An 18,292-nucleotide genomic window follows, 5' to 3' on the forward strand; every position below is an offset into this window, starting at 1 on the left:
ATTATGACAACTACACCAAGCTTCAATTCCTGGGTTATCTGTCCCCAAATAAATCCGCAAGCAAACTTGCGTTTATTCTGTTTCCCCTACGCTGGTGGTAGCGCCGCAATTTTTCGCACATGGCCTAATAATCTACCGAGTAATGTCGAAGTCTGTGCTGTAGAATATCCGGGACGGGGAAGACAAATTAGGTCTGCACCCTTGACGCGATTAGAACCTCTTGTGCAAGCGATCGCTCCAGTTCTGTTACCATACTTAGACAAACCATTCGCTTTCTTCGGTCATAGTATGGGCGGGTTAGTTAGCTTTGAGTTGACCCGTCTACTTCGCTCTCAGTATAATCTTACTCCCTTTCACCTCTTCATCTCTGCTCGTCGCGCTCCGCAATTGCCACCTATAAAACCACCCCTCCACATCCTATCAGACCATGATTTGCAAAACGAGCTACGCAGCCTTAACGGTACACCCAAAGCAGTGTTAGAAAGCGAGGAACTAATGCAGATATTTCTCTCGATTTTGCGGGCAGATTTTGCAGTTCTAGAAACTTATATTTACACTCAAAAACAACCACTGGAGTGTCCTATTACTATTTTTGGTGGTTTGCAAGACCAAGACATTAGTCATGAAGCTTTACAAGCATGGCGAGAACAGACAATCGCTGCTTTCTCATTACATGAGTTCAACGGCGACCACTTTTTCATCCATTCCCACCAAGAATTATTACTTAAACTTATATATCAAGAATTGCAGATGCGTAACGGTAGCTGATATTAGTTATTAGAGAAAAAGGAGTTAGGAGTCAGAATATCGAATTTTCCTGACTCTCTGAACTTGTGATGTACAATATTTCTACTTTTTACTTTTGGGTAGCGATCGCTAACTTTGCCCCTTCAACTTTACGAACCCGATCCATCACCGCTACTACTCGACCATAATCAACTTTCTCATCAGCATTAATAATCACCAACACGTCTGGGTTAGAACCAACTAAAGCACGTACTTGCTCTGTAACATTATCAACTGCAATTGGTTTACGGTTCAGACTCACCTGTTCTTTGTCATCCACCGTAATAGTAATTCTAGTGGGAACTTGCTGTTGTTTCGCTGTGCTAGCCTTCGGTAAATTTACTGGCAGCCCTTCTGAACGGGTTAAAAACAGAGTTGACATGATAAAAAATGTCAAAATTGCAAAAATCACGTCAATCATCGGCACGATGTTGATCTGTAATGGAAGTTCTGGCTCATCTGGTAGACGCATACGTTTTTTCTCCTCGTTCATAGCGGCGGCGGTAAAGTAATTCTAACTGTCCCCCGTACTCTTGAATTAGTGCAATTTGCCGTTGATACAGTCCCCGGAAGGTATTGGCAAACATGAGTATAAATATAGCAACGATCAATCCTGATGCGGTTGATACTAGGGCTTCACTAATCCCAGCCGTAACACTTGCTGTTTTGCTACCTCCCACGTCACCAAGATTTAGGGAAGCAAAGGAGGCTATCAATCCTAACACAGTGCCGAGAAGACCTAATAGTGGTGCCAGACTAATGATTGTCTCGAAAATGTTTTGAAAACGTTTTAACACAGGTATCTCAGCCTGAGCTTCACTTTCTAACGCCAAACGAAATTCCTCTGGATTTGGCTCCTCTAATTCTAAAGCCGCTAGAAAAATCCGTGCCAGTGGTAAATCTGCGTTTTTCTGAAGTTTATCCATTGCACCAACAACATTCTCAAGACGGTAGAGATTCAAAACATCTCGCACCACGCGGTTTTGACGCTGATTAATTCTTACCCAAAATCTGATCCTCTCGATGATCAGTGCCACACCCAAGACCGAAAACGCTAGCAGGGGCCACATGACGATACCACCTGCTGCAAACAAATTCTGAATTCCCATGTAGTGCCTCTATCGCGTCATCCACAATACAAAATCAGACTACCAGAATCTAGTTCAAAGCTGAAACTTTTTCTCAATAAAATATAAAAATATAATGATAATTTTTTCAAATGTATATATCATGATTTTTATTTAATTATTTGTTCATTTTATATAAATTAATTTAATTGAAATAAAAATTAATTTTGTCCAAAAACCATGATAGAGAAAGATATTCTTGCTAGTGTAGGCTTCTTTAACGATATTCCAACTAATTTTAATTTTTGACTTGATATTTGTAACCTTGCATTCTAAGATGGCTAAATTAGTGAGAATAGGTAGCAATAGCTATGAGTTTTTCTGGCATTACTGTCGAGCAACGTTCCAAAGAAGTTGAGGCTCTCAAGTCTTTTCTGACTTACAGTCTGATAGGTTCACTGGCGCTGCATATCGGCGTACTGTCATCAGGCATAAGTAATTATTTGACGAGAGTGCCTACAGGAGAAGATGAAGCGATAGAGGTGGCGATCGTGGATTCTCCGGCTGTGGAAGCAGAAAAACCGCTTGAAAAAATTCCAGAAGAACCCAAAAAAGAACCTGAAGTTGTTCAAAAACAATCTATAGAAACTCCACAAATACAAAAACCAGTACAAGAATTGATTGAAAGATCGACAATTCAGCCAGTTCAACAACAACCGCAACAAACTATTCAAAACCCACAGCCAGTTCAACAACAACCACAACAAACAACTCAAAACCCACAGCCAGTAAATAGGGAAATTGCTCCGAAGCCATTTGTCCCTGTGACAACTGTTGCTCCTCAGACTGGTGGCGGTGGTGGCGGTGGCGGTTCGGGTATTGGTTTAGGCTCAGGCAGTGGTATTGCTGTAGGTACAAGCAGTGGTAGTGGCGCTGGTGGAGGAACTGGCACTGGCTCTGGTGGTGGCATTGGCAGTGGTACTGGCACTGGTGTTGGCTCAGGAATTGGCACTGGCACTGGTAGTGGTGTTGGCACTGGTACTGGTAGTGGTATTGGCTCAGGTACTGGTAATCAAACAGAAAATCGTCCGCCAGTAGCAACAGCGCCAACAGCACCAACATCTCCAAAAATTAACAGTTCAGGTAATGGTAATGGTCGTGCAGCCTGCCGCGAATGTAATGCCAAATATCCAGAAGCAGCAAGGCGGCGAGGAGTTGAAGGTAGAGTAGAAGTAGCTGTTGATACTGATGCACAAGGCAATGTTACCAATGTTCGGGTTGCTCGCTCCAGTGGAAACCGCGATTTGGACGAAGAAACTGTAAGGCAGGCGCGTGACTGGAAATTAAAACCCACAGAAGGTGGTAGACAAGGGGTATCAATAGCCACTGAATTTGCCATACAAGGTTCACGGCGATCGCGCCAAGTTCAAGAACGGAAAAGACAAAGAGAAGCAGAAGAAAGAACCCAACAGACAACGGCTGCTAATTCCACGGCAGAAACTCCAAAACGTAGGCGCAGAGAGTTGACACCACCTTCATCTAATGAAGTCAGAGCCACAAGACCAGCAATATCTGGATTTAGTAGACGATTGGAACCTCAAACAGGGGAAAGTACTGCTAGCACAACTCGCACTCAAGGAAATGCTAGAGAGTCTTTACGCCGTATCCGGCGTGAGCAAACGGCTAACGATTCATCACAAAAGCCACAACCAACCGCAAATAGGCGGCGGCGAAGAGATAACTCTAACCAGAACAAGTTGCGGGACTCATTGCGCCGTTTACGCCAACAACCCCAATCGCAACCTGCTGCACCGCCTGCTACAAGTCAGCAGTAGAGATGTAGAAGTGTTACCAATACTTTTCGGATAAACTTAATAATCTCTCTTTTGGTCTGGGGAAAGGTTAAAGGGGAAAGGGAAATTCAAACCCTTTCCCTTTCCCCTTTCCCCCTTAACCGAAAAGTATTGGAAGTGTTACGTCTCTAAAAGGATGTAGAAATTCCTGATTTTTTGTGAGCATTCAGCAGGTACGGTTATTGCGTAGGCGTAGCCCGTCGTAGACATCGCACATTATTATAAAACCGAACTTTGCCGAAAGCGGAATCAGAAAAACACAAAGCCGTCAAAGTCAATCTTGGTTAATTCAATTCAACATTCGGGAGTCTTGGACTTTCTCTTATATTTTGATTAGCTATGAGAACCGCCTTCTTAAAAACGGGAGGTAGTTCTTATTTATACATAAATTGCTTTGCTACTCCTCATCCATCTACTATGAGGAAGAGGGCTTAAAAGTTATCTACTTTATATAATTGGCAATTATACACACTGGCAATAACTTGATTTTTCCATCAATAAAAAAAGTAGAAATGAATAATCTTGCACTTCCCTATGCTCAATTTCCGTGATGAAGTTGATGAAAATCGTTTCTACATCCAGATGAATCAGGGACAGAAGGATACTCTGGTAAGATTTAATTCACAGTCTATTCAAGCACCTCCAAAAGGTCTTTAAGAAACTATTGTCGAAGTGTAATCTTATCCAGCCAAACTAGTTTATGCTTGCCTTTTCTTGGCAAGATTATTCCGATATGTGCTTTTCAATTTACAAAACTGGCATGATTGAGAGAGATTGTGCTTTAGTTGAAGACTACCCATTTGTATCGAAAGTGCATCACGTTAGGCAACAGCAGCTAGTTATAGTCAGTGGGAATTGTATTCACAATCAAGCATCATAGAAATGGTGGTAGTTTTTGCTCATCTATCAACTATATGCTGAGATGATAGTCAATGGCTAACTCTCAAGTTGCTCATCTGTACTTTATGTTCAATGTCAAATTCACTGATTTGAATAAAACTTCTACATAAACACACACTGATGCAGTTTGATTTGCTTGAATAGCTATATTGATAGGACGTTGATCCGAAGGAAATTCACAATCCTGATTATGGCAAGTAAATTCATTGATGTTAGAGAATACACTGTCAGGGCGCACAAAAGACAGATTCATACTCGTGTTTTCCAGTTTGTCTGTAAAGAGTGTAACGATCTGACAAAACGCGAGACGTTCGGGCCTCGACCTTTATATTGTGAGAGATGTCGCCCTCCCCAAGCACCTAAGAAATCTCAGCCAACATCTCAGAAAGCAAAACCCAGACCAATGTCTTACAAAAGTGACATCGATTTAAATTGATTGAAGCCTTATGACTCAAAATGGACAATTAGAACCACCTCCGGGCACTTTTCTCTCTCCATTGTTGGAATTACGAGACTATTATGCTCGCCTCACGGAAGAGTATGAACGCCTTTTTGTGCAGGCGCGATCGCAACTCGATCATGTAGAAGCGTTGTTGTCTAACTGGTCTTTTTCTGATCCCAACAAGCAGATATCAAGACTAACTGCGGCTGATGAAACCTCAAATGTTTCCCCAGAAGGCTCTCTGCGGTTTTTATCACCTCTTGATGACATGGACGAAATCAACTTGGTGGAGTCTCTACAGTCAGAACCCACAGACTCGGATAAGGTTGAGATCAATAATTCCTTTTCTGCTGCTGTTGATACAAAAGAGCGAAAACCTCTAACTACATCGCCAGATTTAAAGATAGCCTCAGAGAACAACGATAGTTCAACGAGGGTGGCAGAAATCCCCATGCTACCCCAGTACAATCACGCTATCTCCCGAATGGAAGCCATCAAACAGCTATTGCAAGAGCAGATAGGCACTGTATGTCATATTGATTTTATCGTGCGATCGCTTTATGGAGAGTTAGATTCCAATTTATTCAAAGTAGTTAAAGGTAGGGTTCAATCTTCCCTCACCCAAGGTAGAGAAAGAAATTACTGGGTAACTATTCCCGATGAGCCAGGTTGTTATACTCTGGATTTAAATTTGGTAGCCCCAAGTAAACGCAATGGTGCTTCTAGAAACAAAAATAAGAAGCCTTTTGTACCCCCGCCAAAAGCAGTACCGATGCTCAAAGCCTTTGAGGGTCAATTCTTAATTGATGCTCTCACCTCTCTGTTTGAAGAAAATCCAGGTAAAGTTTTCAGCGTTGCTGAAGTCATCGCCGGAATTTATGGAGAACTAAATTCTCAGCAAATTAGAGAGATTAAAAATAAGGTGTTGAATGAATTATCTAGAGGCTATCGGACAGGCAGATTCTCTAGGGTTCCTAACGAAATCGGCTTCTATACTTGGGACTCCAATCTGATATCGAAGGCTCGTTAAATTGGCATGGGGCGTTGGGTATGGGAGCAGGGAGCAGGGGGCAGAGGGCAGAGGAGAGATACAAAATTACCTCTTTCCCCTCTGCTCCGTCCCTGCCCCTCTGCCTCTTTTCTTTCCCCTCTGCTCCGTTCTCCCTACCCCTCTGCCTCTTCTCCCCTCGCTTATCCCAAAAACAGCTTGTATGCGGGATTCTTGTTTTCATCCCAATAGCGATAACCCAGGTTATCGAGAAAAGCTTGCCACTCTTCCATCTCGTGGGGAGGAACCTGGATACCAACAACGATTCGTCCGTAGTCTGCACCGTTGTTACGGTAGTGAAAAAGACTAATATTCCAGGCTGGATTCATGGAAGTCACAAACTTCATCAATGCGCCGGGACGTTCGGGAAACTCAAAACGGTAGAGTAATTCATTATGAGCTAGGGGAGAGTGCCCACCCACCATGTGCCGTAGATGTAATTTAGTTAGTTCATCGTCTGTTAAATCAAGAGTTTCAAATCCTTGAACTTCAAAGGTTTCTACAATCTTTGCAGCATCAGCACGGTTTTGAATTTGCACACCTACAAAAATATGGGCTGTTTTTTCATCAGCAATGCGATAATTAAACTCGGTCAGATTACGGTTGCCAATACATTCACAAAACTGGCGAATACTTCCCCGTTCTTCAGGAATTGTGACTGCAAAGATTGCTTCCCGACGTTCGCCCAACTCGGCCCGTTCTGCTACAAAGCGGAGACGATCAAAATTCATGTTTGCACCACAGGCTACGGCAATTAAGGTTTGTCCCTCAATTTGTTCTCGTTCGGCGTAGGCTTTGGCAGCTGCGATCGCTAATGCACCGGCTGGCTCTAAAATTGATCGCGTATCCTCAAACACGTCTTTAATCGCAGCACAAGTATCATCAGTATCCACTAAAATGATTTCATCGACATACTGCTGACATAAACGGAAGGTTTCTTCACCTACTTCTCGCACCGCCACACCATCAGCAAATAAACCCACTTGAGACAAACGCACCCGATGCCCGGCTTTGAGCGATTGAGACATCGCATCAGCATCTACTGGTTCAACACCAATAATCTTGATTTCGGGACGCAATCGTTTCACATAAGCCCCAATTCCAGAAATCAATCCGCCACCTCCAATTGCGACAAAAATTGCATGGATGGGTTGCTGATATTGTCGTAAAATTTCCATCCCGATGGTTCCCTGTCCAGCAATTACATGAGGGTCATCAAAGGGATGAATAAACGTCAAACCTTTTTCCACTTCTAATTCACGGGCATAGCTATAAGCATCATCATAAGTGTTTCCATGTAACACGACTGCTCCGCCCCTCATTCTCACCGCGTCCACCTTGACTTGAGGTGTGGTTACTGGCATAACGATAATTGCTTTGGTTCCCAAGCGATTGGCTGCAAGGGCGACTCCCTGAGCATGGTTCCCCGCAGACGCTGCAATTACACCCTTTGCCAATATATCTGGTGCCAGTTGCACCATTTTGTTATAAGCACCCCGCAGTTTAAAGGAAAATACTGACTGCATATCCTCACGTTTCAACAGGAGTTGATTATTCAACCGCGCAGACAAATTTGGTGCATACTCCAGTGGTGTTTCTTGGGCAACATCATATACACGGGCAGTCAGGATTTGGATGAGGTAGTCGCAATACATGGGTGTCAAGGTGTTAGCAAATGCCGGATGAAAACTAATTTTACGTTACAAGCGATCGCACTGGTTTTATTTAATTCCATCTTTTGTAATTTTGAGTGGATAAAATTTCAATATAACTAATCCTTTGGGAATAGAAATAAGTATCAATAATTGAGCTTTTTTAGTGGCTTACAATTTAGTGCGATCGCTGGTAGGTTCATTTTAAAAGAGTTTCGCCAACCGTCCAGATATTTAGCTTAACAAATAAGTATAATGTTGCTTATGAACATAAGTTTTCAATTTATGATAAAGTATCGATAGAAGATTAAATTCGGCTGTGTAGTTTGTTTTTATAGATACTTGTATTACAGACCTCTCCGCATCTAAATCTCTGCACCCTCTGATTCTGGAGATATTGTATGTCAATTTACGTTGGTAATCTATCTTATGAGGTTAAAGAAGATGACCTCCGCCACGTTTTTGCAGAATACGGAACGGTAAAAAATGTTCAATTACCTATCGACCGAGAAACAGGTCGCATGAGAGGTTTCGGCTTTGTAGAAATGGAATCAGACGCACAAGAAACAGCAGCAATTGAAGCCCTTGATAATGCTGATTGGATGGGTAGAAGCTTAAAAGTGAATAAAGCTAAACCCAAGACTGATGGAGGTTCCTCTGGTGGTAGAAGGGGTGGTGATGGTGGTTCCTCTCGCCGTTATTAAGGTCTAAACCTAAGAATTTAGCTCTAAAGTCTTGAGGGCAGACAAGGCCGTCTGCCTTTTTTTGTGCTTCTGTTGATTTTTGTTAGCCTAGCTTTCCGTAGGTATCGTTTTTGTAATAGGTGTAGCAGCCATGAACCCAGAAGCTAAACATATTGTTAGCGAACTAAGGCATAAGTTCTACTCTAACTTCGCTGCTTCTATGAATATGCCGGTAATCGTAACTGGTACATCTTATAGTAGTAATTCCCCGATCGCATCTTGGATGGATCGTAGGGAAAGACTGAACTATGTAAATGTATATGCTTATACCGCACCTGATGAATTTGTCCCATTCCGTCCGTTCATTCTTCGACTGGCTATAAACAAGAGTGCTGGAAGAGTGGCGACGTTCAGAAAAGGACAAGTCTGCCGAGGTCTTAATTTGATGTGGGATTTTGAATTAACTGTGCTACCAAAAGAAATCTTAGACTTTCTTCCCTGGATAGTTAATTTAGTGGAGGCTCATGACAAAGGTTCATCCTTATTGCTACAATCACCACCTCATTCATTTGAATTAGAAGTGCCAGAGGTTGGGTTTTTTAATAACGCTTGGACTCAAAAAGCTAGGCTTCTTGCAAATTCGACAATATCTTAATACTTAGTGATTAAGTTGCTAGTTAAAAGCAACTAAAACTATATATTATCTAATACAAAAGTAGCGAATCTACTTTGGTGAATGTCCAAAATATTTGTCAACTTTTAAAACAAAATAGACAAGGTTGCACGAGTGCTAGAAGATTCTCCTCATTTACCAGCTAATCATGCTACTCGTGCGTTAATGCCTGATAATTAATAAGGCAATCTACAGAGAGCAAATATGCAGACTCTCCAAAAATCCCTCCCAAGCATGGGCTGCGGGACTTGGGCCTGGGGCAACCAACTGCTTTGGGGATATGACGAAAGTATGGATGACCAGTTGCAAGCGGTGTTTAACCTTTGCGTAAACAAAGGTGTGACTTTATTTGATACAGGTGATTCTTACGGAACTGGGAGATTGAATGGTCGAAGTGAGTTACTTCTGGGACGATTCAACCGAGAATATATAGGTTCAAACAAAGAAAATATTTATATTGCGACTAAGCTGGCTGCTTACCCGTGGAGATGGACACGGCAATCAATGGTAAAGGCTTGCAAGTCATCTGCCCAACGCCTAGGAAAAAACGTAGATTTGGTACAAATGCACTGGTCAACAGCAAATTACGCCCCTTGGCAAGAGGTAGGGCTGTTAGATGGTCTTGCCGATTTATATGAGCAAGGACTGGTCAAGGGAGTGGGACTGTCCAATTATGGGCCAAAACGGCTTAAGCAAGTGCAGAAAAAGTTTGCAGAACGAGGCATTCCTATTACTACTCTGCAAGTTCAATACTCTTTGTTGTCTACATATCCTGTCACTCAATTAGGGCTTAAAGACCTTTGTGATGAGTTGGGAATTAAATTGATTGCTTACAGCCCTCTAGGTTTGGGACTACTGACAGGAAAATACTCAGAGCAAGGCCCTTTACCTAAAGGTATTCGAGGTCTACTGTTTAGGCAGATATTACCAGGAATGCGTAGGCGTAGCCAGGCGCAGGCATCGCTTCTGGGATGTTTGCAAGAAGTGGCACAATCCAGAAACAAAACCATGTCACAGGTAGCAATTAATTGGTGCATCTGTAAAGAAACCATTCCCATCCCTGGAGCAAAAAGCTTAGAACAGGCAAGAGAGAATATTGGTGCGTTAGGTTGGCAATTAAACGTCAGCGAGATTGCAGAGTTAGATAAGGCAGCGGCGAATGTAGGCAAGAAAATGGTACAAAATATCTTTCAAACTAAGTGAAATTTCAACGTTAATTGATTTAATTTTGCAAAAACCTGGTTTAAGTCTGAAAATAAAAATACTTGAGTTTTATATAAATCCAGACATAAATATTTTTAAGTAAATAAACAATGATTACTAAGGGGTTTAAATTTTATGATGACGAGAGTGATTAAAGAGGGTTAAAGGAGAATAAAATGAGGGGATAATTACTGATTTTCCTTTACAAGATTAGTAAATTGTTGCAAAGCTTTCTGATACTTTTTTTCAGCTACCCAGAATAAATCATTATGATTTGCTTCTTTAATCCACAAATAAAGCTTTGGCGATATTGCAGCATTAAACAATTTTTCTCCATGAGCAAAAGGAATTATATCATCTGCTTCGCCATGAATTACTAGTATCGGACATTTTACTTGTTTGATATTGTCCATATTGGGAAATTTATCAAAAGGTAAAATCCTAAAAGGTACTATTACTTGAAAAGCAGAAATAAACGAACTTTCAAGAATTAAACCAGCTATCGGTTTTCGCGTTGCTAAATTTACCGCAGAACCGCCGCCAACCGAACGCCCCAAAACTATAATTTTTTCAGGTGGTATTTTTAAATTTTCGGTCAAATAATTGTAAGCGCTATTAATATCTTCGTATGCGTGGCTTTCTGTTGCCTTTCCTTGACTCGTACCGTAACCACGATAATCATAAGCAAAGACACTAAAACCCCATGCGTGTAATTTTTCTAGGATCTGTTTAATATCTCCTAAATCTTCAGAATTCCCATGAGCATAAAGAATAGTGTAATTAGCTTGATTGTTTAATAAGTATCTAGCTGAGATATTTGTATTTTCTCCACTTTTTAACTTAATAATTTCTGGATTATCCTGATAACTAGAAGGACGAGACAGAAAAATCATACTATCTGCCCGAAAATATACATATACAGCAAAAAATATATAAATAAATATGAAAGATTTAAGCAGTCTTTGCCAAGTAAAATCACTAATGAGCAATTTTATAATTTGCTGTTTTTCCATTAGTTTTTATTTTTATTCAGTCCAACCATCAATGATTTATTTATAGAACTTACGCAAAACTACACGCTGTAGGAGCAATACTCTACGATTTTTCCAACAGAGTACCCGCAAAGTATTGCCCCTATTTAAAAACCTAGTGAAGACTATTTTGATTTTCGTGCCGATTTGGGCGGTGTTCGGTGTGCGCCAAAGTACTTCTCACTGCGATAGCGCAACCACACCCGCAACACTTGCGGAATCTGCTCTTTTTGTTCTTTACTCAGTGTATTGTAAAGAGCTAATGCGCGATCGCGTTCACCCCGACAAGCAGCGTTATTATGAGCATCCCAATAGCTGCGGGCTACCCGAATCCGCCGACAGACTTCTTTAATCAGTTCTTCTCCTGTGAGTGGAACGTCCTGCTTTGCCATACTCAGATGCGATAAATTTCTAATGCTGTATTTGGGAATACTCTGAATTAGGAGTGATAAGGAAGGCGATCGCGCTAACACTTTTAATTCAAATGTACTATATCACCTTATAACCACTCCTGTCTTACAAAAAAGACGTATCAATACTCACTAATCTACCAGGACTAACTAAGATGGGATTCACTAAAGATATCGGCTAACCTATAATATTTAAGACAAAAAAGTGGCTCTGCAATCAGCAGAACCACTAAAGCTTTCGCAAATCTGTGATAAATTAACGAACTGCCCCTTGAGCAGAAACAGTATCAATGGGTTTCATCAGGTACAGCCGTAATAACTGCCAGCCATTGGAGATGTAAAGTGGCAGTTTTTGGAAGAATTGCAGGAATTTGGGAGTGTTGGAATTAGCGATCGCACCCAGCTTCTCGTTGTTGCTGATACAAGTATCCAATCGCTGATAAAACTCAGGATTTTCTACATCCAGCATTAGCGGAAACACGCGACCGGCGTTTTCGTTAGTCTTCTGAATTACATGAATGTCGTATTCTCGTGCATCCAATCCCAGGGTTGCATAAAAGTCCTTGCGTTGGATGTCATTGAGATACATTGTCGCAAATACCGACAACAGGAAGAACCGACTCCACAGCCGTGCTTTCCAATCATTCAATATTTGTGGCTGGGATTTCATGATGGCATCAAAGAAATCGCCGTGGCGGTTTTCATCTTGACACCAGTTTTCAAAGAACCGGAAGATTGGATAAACCCGGTCTTCGGGATGTGCTTCTAAATGGCGATAAATGGTGATGTAGCGCCAATAACCGATCTTCTCAGAAAGATAAGTAGCGTAAAAGATGAATTTCGGTTTAAAGAAGGTATAACTACGACTCTTAGTCAAAAACCCTAAATCTAGGGACAGATTAAAGTCCGACAAAGCTTTGTTCAAAAAGCCAGCGTGACGTGCTTCATCCCGTGACATTAGGTTAAAACACTCTGCCAAGACGGGGCTTTTTCCTTTCAAGCGACGGCCAAGTTCTTTATATAGCAAAAAGCCCGAAAACTCTGCTGTACAGGAACGTTCTAGAAACTCAACGAACAATTTGCGAGTTTCCCCGTCAATATGATCCCAGGATTGGTCAAACTCCGCATCCCGAACAAAGTGATGGCGATTGTAGTCAGTGCGGAACTCTTCGAGAATGGCTTGTAACTCGTCTTCATTGACGGAGATATCCATCCGCGCCATTTCATCAAAATCGGTAGTATAAAACCGAGGTGTTAACAGGGTTTCTTTTGCCGGGACTTTAATCCCTGGCCGGATTTCTTCAAAGCCTGGTTTTTTGAGGGAATCTACCATGTCTTGATTGCTCTTTCGTCTTTATTATCTTAAGTAGACCCTTCGGGTGACGCTCCTACGTCGCTACCGCTACGCTAACGGCAGTTCCTCATGGGGGAAACCCCGAAGACAGGACTGCCTCACCACAAAGCTAAGGGTAATGCTCTGTTAAGGCGTAACAGCCCACAATAATCCAATTGTATAAAGTTCAGTCTACCAAGGTGCGGGTGAGAAATTTGTAAGTAAAAGATTAAGAGTTGCAACAATCATTCAATATTTACGGAATCAAAAATCGCGGATTAGTAGTCAAATAAACGTAGTTCGGTGATTAGCAGGGTTTTGATCAAGTGCAATAGCACGCATTTTTTGTATTTTAAATCGCCATATTCTCAGTAATTTTCTGTAGTTGCTACTACAACATAGAAAACCCATTTTAGACAACAAGAGCAAATCCAAAGGGTTGAAAACAAGATGAATCTTGAAAACAATCAGCATAAAGACCGACTTCTTGTCTCTTACATCTTGTGTGCAGTTGGATTTTTCGGATTAGGGGGACTGCACCGCTTATACAATGGCAAGATAGGCACGGGTTTGCTGTGGCTGTGTACTTTTGGTTTGTTTTATATAGGGCAGACTGTGGATTTGCTTCTCATCCCTGGCATGGTTGACGAATACGAACACAAGCTGAGACTAAAAGCAGGTGTATCTCCCTTTGGAGTACCGTTGAATCAAGCAGTGGTTGCCTCTCAAGTCCACCCTCCAACAGGCAACCAACTAATGATTAAACTGATTGAAGCGGCGGAAAACAAGGGTGGTATTTTAACTGTCACTCAAGGCGTGAAGTTCACGGGAGCTAGCTTTGCAGAAGTGGAAGCTACTCTCAATGAGATGTACAAATCAGGTTATGTAAAAATAGATAACGACCCCAATACTGGAGCCGTTATCTACCATTTCCACGAACTTTAAATTGTCATTTGTCCTTTGTCCTTTGTTAAAAACCAATGACCAATGACCAATGACCAATGACTAATTTATACCTAGCCACTTTTGACCGTCCAAGCGCTGAACTAAGCCAAATACCAACAAGTCGAGGGTAATTTTGCGCTCATCGATTAAGAAGGACTCAAGAGTGCTAGGTTTTTTGCCTTCATTACAGGAAAATCCCTTTTTCCCTTGAATATCTTCTTCGGGGAAATACAGGTTAAACTGACGCAAACCAATTTCTTTCCAACTGCCGATAATTTGCCAGCATTCTTCAGCAGATTCAAAGCCAGTAATTGGCACTTTCTGCTTGGCAAAAGACACCTGTAAATCTTGCACACCTTTTTGAGCGATCGCTTTTTGTAAAGCTGGCAAGTAGTCTTGCTCGATGAACTCTACAAATGGCTTGTCTTCAACAGATGGGGCTTTTTCTTTTTTGGCGGCTTTAGCTGCGGGTTTTTCTTCTGCGGCTGCTGCGGGTTTTTCTCGCTTGGGGGGTGTCGCAGTTGGTTTAGCAGCGTTTGGATCTGGCGCGTTGGCAGTAGGAAGGTCTGTGGCTTCAGGTGAGTCTGTACTCGGAGCGTTTTCTTCAGCCACAGTGGGAGCTTGCTTGTCAACAGTGCTGGGAGCTACTTCTCCCGCTTGATTGTGATTGGTTTGGTCTGCCATTGCTCAGGTCAATCCTTTAATCTAGCTTTGGGAGCGATCGCTCACCTTGATGTATCGGGTATTTTTATTTTGACATACTAGTGCAGCAAGGCAGTAATAACTGTACAGTTAAAAATAACGCAAAGGCATAGGGTATAAGCTTTCTTCCTTTCTATTCTCTACCCCTTCAATTTTAGATTTTAGATTGTTCAATCCAAAATCCAAAATCTAAAATTCTTCCGCCTCATTCAAATCCCCTTGAATCCCATATCAGTTTCTACTTGTTGCTGTGCCGGAATCGAACTCACTTTGCCAGACGCAATGCGAGAATTTTTACGCCAAATTCCAAATTGGCTCAAAAATATGCCTACTAAAATCACGCTTCCGCCAATATATTGAGGTACGGTAGGGGCTTCACCCAAAATTAAATAGGCTGCTAAGATGCCCACAATTGGGCCAAATGAGCCAATTAAGGAAGCCGTAGATACAGTAGAAGTTTTCAAGCCTTTAATCAAAAAAGACTGGCCTAGCACCACAATTAACCCACCGTAGAGAAACATCCATTGCCATAAGAACGGTGAGAGGACATCAGCAAAATGATCTTTGCCATAGAGGACTAAAGCAATGAAGAAAAAGATTATGGTTCCTAGTCCAGTCCGAAAGATGCTATAGATTCCCAAAGGGATCTGTGAAAGATATTTCTTACCAATAATTGTAGAAGCGCTTCCAGCTATAGATCCTACTGCTGCTAAAACTTCCCCTATGCCTAAACTGAAACCTCCCATATTCGTCATGGCTTCTGTTGGAGGCTGAAGGATGATAGTTAGGATAACACCAACAAATGCTGCGATCGCTCCGATAAATTCCCAAATATTTACCTGTTCCCTCAACAACCAGACTGACAAAGCTATAGTTAGAGGCGGTTCCAAACGTCCTACCAAGATGACATTATTTACCCCTGTGATTGAAAGTGCCTGGAAAATTAAGCCAGGGGCTAACGCTCCCGATAAAATAGCTACTGCTGTTAAACTGACCCAATCCGTACTTGAGAGTTGCTTCAAGGTGGCTTTGTTCCACTGTCGCCCATAGATGAGGATCAAAAGTATCAAGGCGCAAAGGTTTCCCACAAATAAAACATTACATAAAGAAATCGGATTACGCTCCCCAATAAAATGTTCAGCACCGATTTCTGTTAGCCTTCGGGTAACTGCGCCAGATGCTGCAAAAATTAGCATTGCTAGCCAGAGATATGTTTGTCCTGAAACTCTATGAATTAAGCGATGTGGTCTTTTGGGCCTAGTCACAATAAAACGACTGCAATAAAAGCATTGCTCATTATAAGTTGCTGTCACGCAGTTCAGGATGAGGTTTTGTTGAGAAAATACTTAAATTATGCTGTGACTTTGAGTTAGGCATCACCGTGCCTAAATGGGAAAATTGTACGCTAAGGCTGAAAGCTTTGCCCAGCAAGCATCTTAGCTACTCGTTTTTGACAGCACCTAGCACAGTGTCCAATTAAAAGCGGCTACTTTTTGGCATTCAGCCCCAGATTAAACCAACAAGAGCTAAACTGTTGAGTTTGCCCCTGGTTGCAGCTACCTTCACACTACCCCGGGTTGCCTTGCGTGTCGTTACATCCGCCACGGCCCCAACGAATCCCGCCGAATCCGCTGCCAGTGCCGTCGATCTTCTCCATAAAAGTTGTACCCGAGATCCGTAGCTTGAGCGTTCCATGCCCCCACGCTTGTCCGCGAACGTCGGCCCACTCCCCATCAATGATATTGCCGTTTCGCGTACCTTTGAACGCATTCGTCCAGGAACGACCTTCGTCACCGCTCATTCCGACCCACCAAATGGTACTGCCGATGGCATGAAGGTGGTATGTGCCCCCATCATTCGCCTTCCAAACTCCGCTAACATACTTCGGCGAGGCACATTGCGCGTGTATGGGCGCTGCGGACGCAGCAAGCAGCACAAGACCTGCCAATGCGATACTTGTTGGAACAAAGTTTTTCATACGAACCTCCCTGCTGAAATGCAAATGTTACGAAGCTCCCTTCCATTGAAGAGAGCGAAAGAATCGCGTTTTAACAACAAAGTACGTTCCAGTACCGCTTATACAAGAACCATAGGCCGCCATCTCTCAGAATTGCTGCTGATATACTGCCTTTCCCCCGCCCAACTATTTATTATACAGAAAGTTTCCGTATAATCACCCTTTACGATAAAATTATATAGAATTTTTCCGACATCAAAACTGCGATCGCATTAAACGAAAGAGCCATTACGTGTAATTACTGCGTATATATATTGATATGGCGTTGAGCCGACAGACAATCGTGTAAATTCCATTTAGATGGTACAGAGTAGAGCATATACTCTGCACCAGCAAAAAAAATAATAGCCCAAATCCATACAGACAAAAACTTTCAGCCTTAAAGTACAATTTTCCCGTTTTGGCACGGTGATGCCAGTTACCATCATTGCCTGAGAAAGTGCTGAGAATCAACTAAATTTTCTCAAAGGATAAATTCATGAAAATAGTGGCTTAGTTTCAATAAGTTCTCACTCCCACCTGAGATGCTTGGGATGTTCAGGATAAAACAGAAAAGAGAGTCACAAATGAAACTCGCACCCTTACTTACAAGTTTTGCTTTGGTTGGTTTTTTCACAGTTTGGGACGTACCATTAAAAGCGATCAATCCGTCATTAGTGCAGGCATCGGCAGCCGAAGAATTGTCTATAGCGCAGAAACTAGATTTGCTGACTAAAAGTAAGGGTCAGATTGGTAGTGGCGATCAACTACGTCGTTTCTTTTTTGCTGACTTGGAACCAATCGGTATCCAGGTAGGCGGTGCAGGTCATGTAGTTAACCTTTATAACAAAGCTAATAATGTCACATTCGCTTATTGTTCTCACTACGATGTGATTGTAGCGATTAAGAAAGGTAAGGTGACAAAGTTTGAACCCAGCGAAGTGAAGTAATACTAAATCTATTTTCTAATTAATATTTTGCTCAAACCAGAGGAGCAATTTGATTACATCTAGGTTGCGATATCTAATAACAAACCATTTCGCGTCTAAAACTTAGAAAGAGTATGATTGATTCCTCTGCAAAAAAGCGTTAGAGTTATTGCAGAATCAGGTTAAAAGGCAAAGGTAAGAAGATTGGAATTTATTTTTACTTTTGCCCTTTAGCCATTTTCTAATTCTTTCTTTAATGTAAGAGTGAGCCTATTTCAGTATTAATGCTATTAAAGTTTACTAGCTATGACAATCTCTTTTATTTTTGCTTCGGGAGCAGGTATAGGTATAAAGCGATCGCAATTTCCAAATTTCTCGCAAGTTATTTAGGTTCGGCTGAGGAACGAAACCTAACATTTTCATAGCTTTCTTGGGTTGCGCTTTTTTCACCCAATCTACAATTTTTTTAACTGAACGTCCGATTGTGAATACTATCCCTTATACCAATTTTTTATGAAGCTGCATAGAATTCGATCCCCCCTAGCCCCCCTTATTAAGCTATCCATTACCCGGATCTTTCTCAACAAAACATAAAAATACTTAAAGAAAGGCGAAAAGGTTGATAGATATAGTTTTGAG

Annotated in this window: 18 protein-coding genes; 9 read left to right on the plus strand and 9 right to left on the minus strand. The window is 41.8% G+C overall.

Annotated elements, in window-relative coordinates; genetic code table 11:
- Positions 1-3 precede the first annotated feature (3 nt).
- Positions 4-768 carry a thioesterase II family protein gene (locus V7K69_RS02470; RefSeq protein ID WP_335031106.1) on the plus strand — a complete coding sequence of 255 codons (765 nt, stop codon included), beginning with the start codon at positions 4-6 and terminating at the stop codon, positions 766-768.
- A gap of 88 nt (positions 769-856) precedes the next feature.
- Here V7K69_RS02470 and V7K69_RS02475 read toward each other — a convergent pair whose 3' ends face one another.
- Both V7K69_RS02475 and V7K69_RS02480 read right to left on the minus strand, forming a co-directional pair.
- Complete coding sequence (locus tag V7K69_RS02475; RefSeq protein WP_335031108.1) at positions 857-1,258, minus strand: ExbD/TolR family protein; 402 nt, start codon at positions 1,256-1,258, stop codon at positions 857-859.
- Positions 1,242-1,895, minus strand: a complete 654-nt coding sequence (locus tag V7K69_RS02480) for a MotA/TolQ/ExbB proton channel family protein (protein WP_335031110.1) — start codon at positions 1,893-1,895, stop codon at positions 1,242-1,244. The genes V7K69_RS02475 and V7K69_RS02480 overlap by 17 nt, the downstream gene beginning before the upstream one ends.
- 329 nt (positions 1,896-2,224) lie before the next feature.
- Between V7K69_RS02480 and V7K69_RS02485 the strand changes: the two genes are divergently transcribed.
- From V7K69_RS02485 to V7K69_RS02495, 3 genes are all read left to right on the plus strand, one after another.
- Positions 2,225-3,688, plus strand: a complete 1,464-nt coding sequence (locus V7K69_RS02485) for a TonB family protein (RefSeq protein ID WP_335031113.1) — start codon at positions 2,225-2,227, stop codon at positions 3,686-3,688.
- A 1,108-nt stretch (positions 3,689-4,796) separates the two neighbouring features.
- A complete protein-coding gene (locus V7K69_RS02490) occupies positions 4,797-5,042 on the plus strand; it encodes a hypothetical protein (RefSeq protein ID WP_114083336.1) in 246 nt (81 codons plus the stop codon).
- A 10-nt stretch (positions 5,043-5,052) separates the two neighbouring features.
- The gene (locus tag V7K69_RS02495) at positions 5,053-6,078 is read left to right on the plus strand and encodes a hypothetical protein (protein ID WP_335031115.1); all 1,026 of its coding nucleotides are present in this window, start codon (positions 5,053-5,055) and stop codon (positions 6,076-6,078) included.
- A 161-nt stretch (positions 6,079-6,239) separates the two neighbouring features.
- Here the strand turns inward: V7K69_RS02495 and ilvA are convergent, their stop codons facing one another.
- Complete coding sequence (gene ilvA / locus V7K69_RS02500; RefSeq protein WP_335031117.1) at positions 6,240-7,751, minus strand: threonine ammonia-lyase, biosynthetic; 1,512 nt, start codon at positions 7,749-7,751, stop codon at positions 6,240-6,242.
- Between the two features lie 398 nt (positions 7,752-8,149).
- Here ilvA and V7K69_RS02505 point away from each other — a divergent pair, with 398 nt between their 5' ends.
- From V7K69_RS02505 to V7K69_RS02515, 3 genes are all read left to right on the plus strand, one after another.
- The gene (locus V7K69_RS02505) at positions 8,150-8,452 is read left to right on the plus strand and encodes an RNA recognition motif domain-containing protein (RefSeq protein WP_190934409.1); all 303 of its coding nucleotides are present in this window, start codon (positions 8,150-8,152) and stop codon (positions 8,450-8,452) included.
- 205 nt (positions 8,453-8,657) lie between these two features.
- Positions 8,658-9,086 (plus strand): hypothetical protein, encoded by a 429-nt coding sequence (locus V7K69_RS02510; RefSeq protein WP_335031119.1) that lies wholly within the window; start codon positions 8,658-8,660, stop codon positions 9,084-9,086.
- 222 nt (positions 9,087-9,308) lie between these two features.
- The gene (locus tag V7K69_RS02515) at positions 9,309-10,307 is read left to right on the plus strand and encodes an aldo/keto reductase (protein WP_335031121.1); all 999 of its coding nucleotides are present in this window, start codon (positions 9,309-9,311) and stop codon (positions 10,305-10,307) included.
- Between the two features lie 188 nt (positions 10,308-10,495).
- Here V7K69_RS02515 and V7K69_RS02520 read toward each other — a convergent pair whose 3' ends face one another.
- From V7K69_RS02520 to acsF, 3 genes are all read right to left on the minus strand, one after another.
- On the minus strand, positions 10,496-11,320 hold the full coding sequence (locus V7K69_RS02520) for an alpha/beta hydrolase (RefSeq protein ID WP_335031123.1): 825 nt from the start codon (positions 11,318-11,320) through the stop codon (positions 10,496-10,498).
- A gap of 143 nt (positions 11,321-11,463) precedes the next feature.
- Positions 11,464-11,730 carry a Precorrin-3B methylase gene (locus V7K69_RS02525; RefSeq protein WP_335031125.1) on the minus strand — a complete coding sequence of 89 codons (267 nt, stop codon included), beginning with the start codon at positions 11,728-11,730 and terminating at the stop codon, positions 11,464-11,466.
- A gap of 274 nt (positions 11,731-12,004) precedes the next feature.
- On the minus strand, positions 12,005-13,081 hold the full coding sequence (gene acsF, locus V7K69_RS02530; RefSeq protein WP_190934414.1) for a magnesium-protoporphyrin IX monomethyl ester (oxidative) cyclase: 1,077 nt from the start codon (positions 13,079-13,081) through the stop codon (positions 12,005-12,007).
- Positions 13,082-13,531: 450 nt separating this feature from the next.
- Between acsF and V7K69_RS02535 the strand changes: the two genes are divergently transcribed.
- Positions 13,532-14,026, plus strand: a complete 495-nt coding sequence (locus V7K69_RS02535; RefSeq protein WP_163933070.1) for an NINE protein — start codon at positions 13,532-13,534, stop codon at positions 14,024-14,026.
- Between the two features lie 60 nt (positions 14,027-14,086).
- Here the strand turns inward: V7K69_RS02535 and V7K69_RS02540 are convergent, their stop codons facing one another.
- From V7K69_RS02540 to V7K69_RS02550, 3 genes are all read right to left on the minus strand, one after another.
- Positions 14,087-14,710, minus strand: coding sequence for a DUF2996 domain-containing protein (locus tag V7K69_RS02540; RefSeq protein ID WP_335031131.1), 624 nt, complete (start codon positions 14,708-14,710; stop codon positions 14,087-14,089).
- A gap of 227 nt (positions 14,711-14,937) precedes the next feature.
- On the minus strand, positions 14,938-15,993 hold the full coding sequence (locus V7K69_RS02545) for a DMT family transporter (protein ID WP_335031133.1): 1,056 nt from the start codon (positions 15,991-15,993) through the stop codon (positions 14,938-14,940).
- Between the two features lie 302 nt (positions 15,994-16,295).
- Complete coding sequence (locus V7K69_RS02550; RefSeq protein ID WP_335031135.1) at positions 16,296-16,706, minus strand: hypothetical protein; 411 nt, start codon at positions 16,704-16,706, stop codon at positions 16,296-16,298.
- A gap of 605 nt (positions 16,707-17,311) precedes the next feature.
- Between V7K69_RS02550 and V7K69_RS02555 the strand changes: the two genes are divergently transcribed.
- Complete coding sequence (locus tag V7K69_RS02555) at positions 17,312-17,674, plus strand: hypothetical protein (RefSeq protein ID WP_335031137.1); 363 nt, start codon at positions 17,312-17,314, stop codon at positions 17,672-17,674.
- The last annotated feature ends 618 nt before the right edge of the window (positions 17,675-18,292 follow it).

The sequence above is a fragment of the Nostoc sp. genome, from assembly GCF_036917775.1.
Lineage (GTDB): Bacteria > Cyanobacteriota > Cyanobacteriia > Cyanobacteriales > Nostocaceae > Nostoc.

Bases quoted from the DNA above. Each gene is read 5' to 3' on its own strand.
- V7K69_RS02470 (WP_335031106.1), top strand. From the start codon at position 4: ATGACAACTACACCAAGCTTCAATTCCTGGGTTATCTGTCCCCAAATA.
- V7K69_RS02475 (WP_335031108.1), bottom strand. From the start codon at position 1,258: ATGCGTCTACCAGATGAGCCAGAACTTCCATTACAGATCAACATCGTG.
- V7K69_RS02480 (WP_335031110.1), bottom strand. From the start codon at position 1,895: ATGGGAATTCAGAATTTGTTTGCAGCAGGTGGTATCGTCATGTGGCCC.
- V7K69_RS02485 (WP_335031113.1), top strand. From the start codon at position 2,225: ATGAGTTTTTCTGGCATTACTGTCGAGCAACGTTCCAAAGAAGTTGAG.
- V7K69_RS02490 (WP_114083336.1), top strand. From the start codon at position 4,797: ATGGCAAGTAAATTCATTGATGTTAGAGAATACACTGTCAGGGCGCAC.
- V7K69_RS02495 (WP_335031115.1), top strand. From the start codon at position 5,053: ATGACTCAAAATGGACAATTAGAACCACCTCCGGGCACTTTTCTCTCT.
- ilvA (WP_335031117.1), bottom strand. From the start codon at position 7,751: ATGTATTGCGACTACCTCATCCAAATCCTGACTGCCCGTGTATATGAT.
- V7K69_RS02505 (WP_190934409.1), top strand. From the start codon at position 8,150: ATGTCAATTTACGTTGGTAATCTATCTTATGAGGTTAAAGAAGATGAC.
- V7K69_RS02510 (WP_335031119.1), top strand. From the start codon at position 8,658: ATGCCGGTAATCGTAACTGGTACATCTTATAGTAGTAATTCCCCGATC.
- V7K69_RS02515 (WP_335031121.1), top strand. From the start codon at position 9,309: ATGCAGACTCTCCAAAAATCCCTCCCAAGCATGGGCTGCGGGACTTGG.
- V7K69_RS02520 (WP_335031123.1), bottom strand. From the start codon at position 11,320: ATGGAAAAACAGCAAATTATAAAATTGCTCATTAGTGATTTTACTTGG.
- V7K69_RS02525 (WP_335031125.1), bottom strand. From the start codon at position 11,730: ATGGCAAAGCAGGACGTTCCACTCACAGGAGAAGAACTGATTAAAGAA.
- acsF (WP_190934414.1), bottom strand. From the start codon at position 13,081: ATGGTAGATTCCCTCAAAAAACCAGGCTTTGAAGAAATCCGGCCAGGG.
- V7K69_RS02535 (WP_163933070.1), top strand. From the start codon at position 13,532: ATGAATCTTGAAAACAATCAGCATAAAGACCGACTTCTTGTCTCTTAC.
- V7K69_RS02540 (WP_335031131.1), bottom strand. From the start codon at position 14,710: ATGGCAGACCAAACCAATCACAATCAAGCGGGAGAAGTAGCTCCCAGC.
- V7K69_RS02550 (WP_335031135.1), bottom strand. From the start codon at position 16,706: ATGAAAAACTTTGTTCCAACAAGTATCGCATTGGCAGGTCTTGTGCTG.
- V7K69_RS02555 (WP_335031137.1), top strand. From the start codon at position 17,312: ATGAAACTCGCACCCTTACTTACAAGTTTTGCTTTGGTTGGTTTTTTC.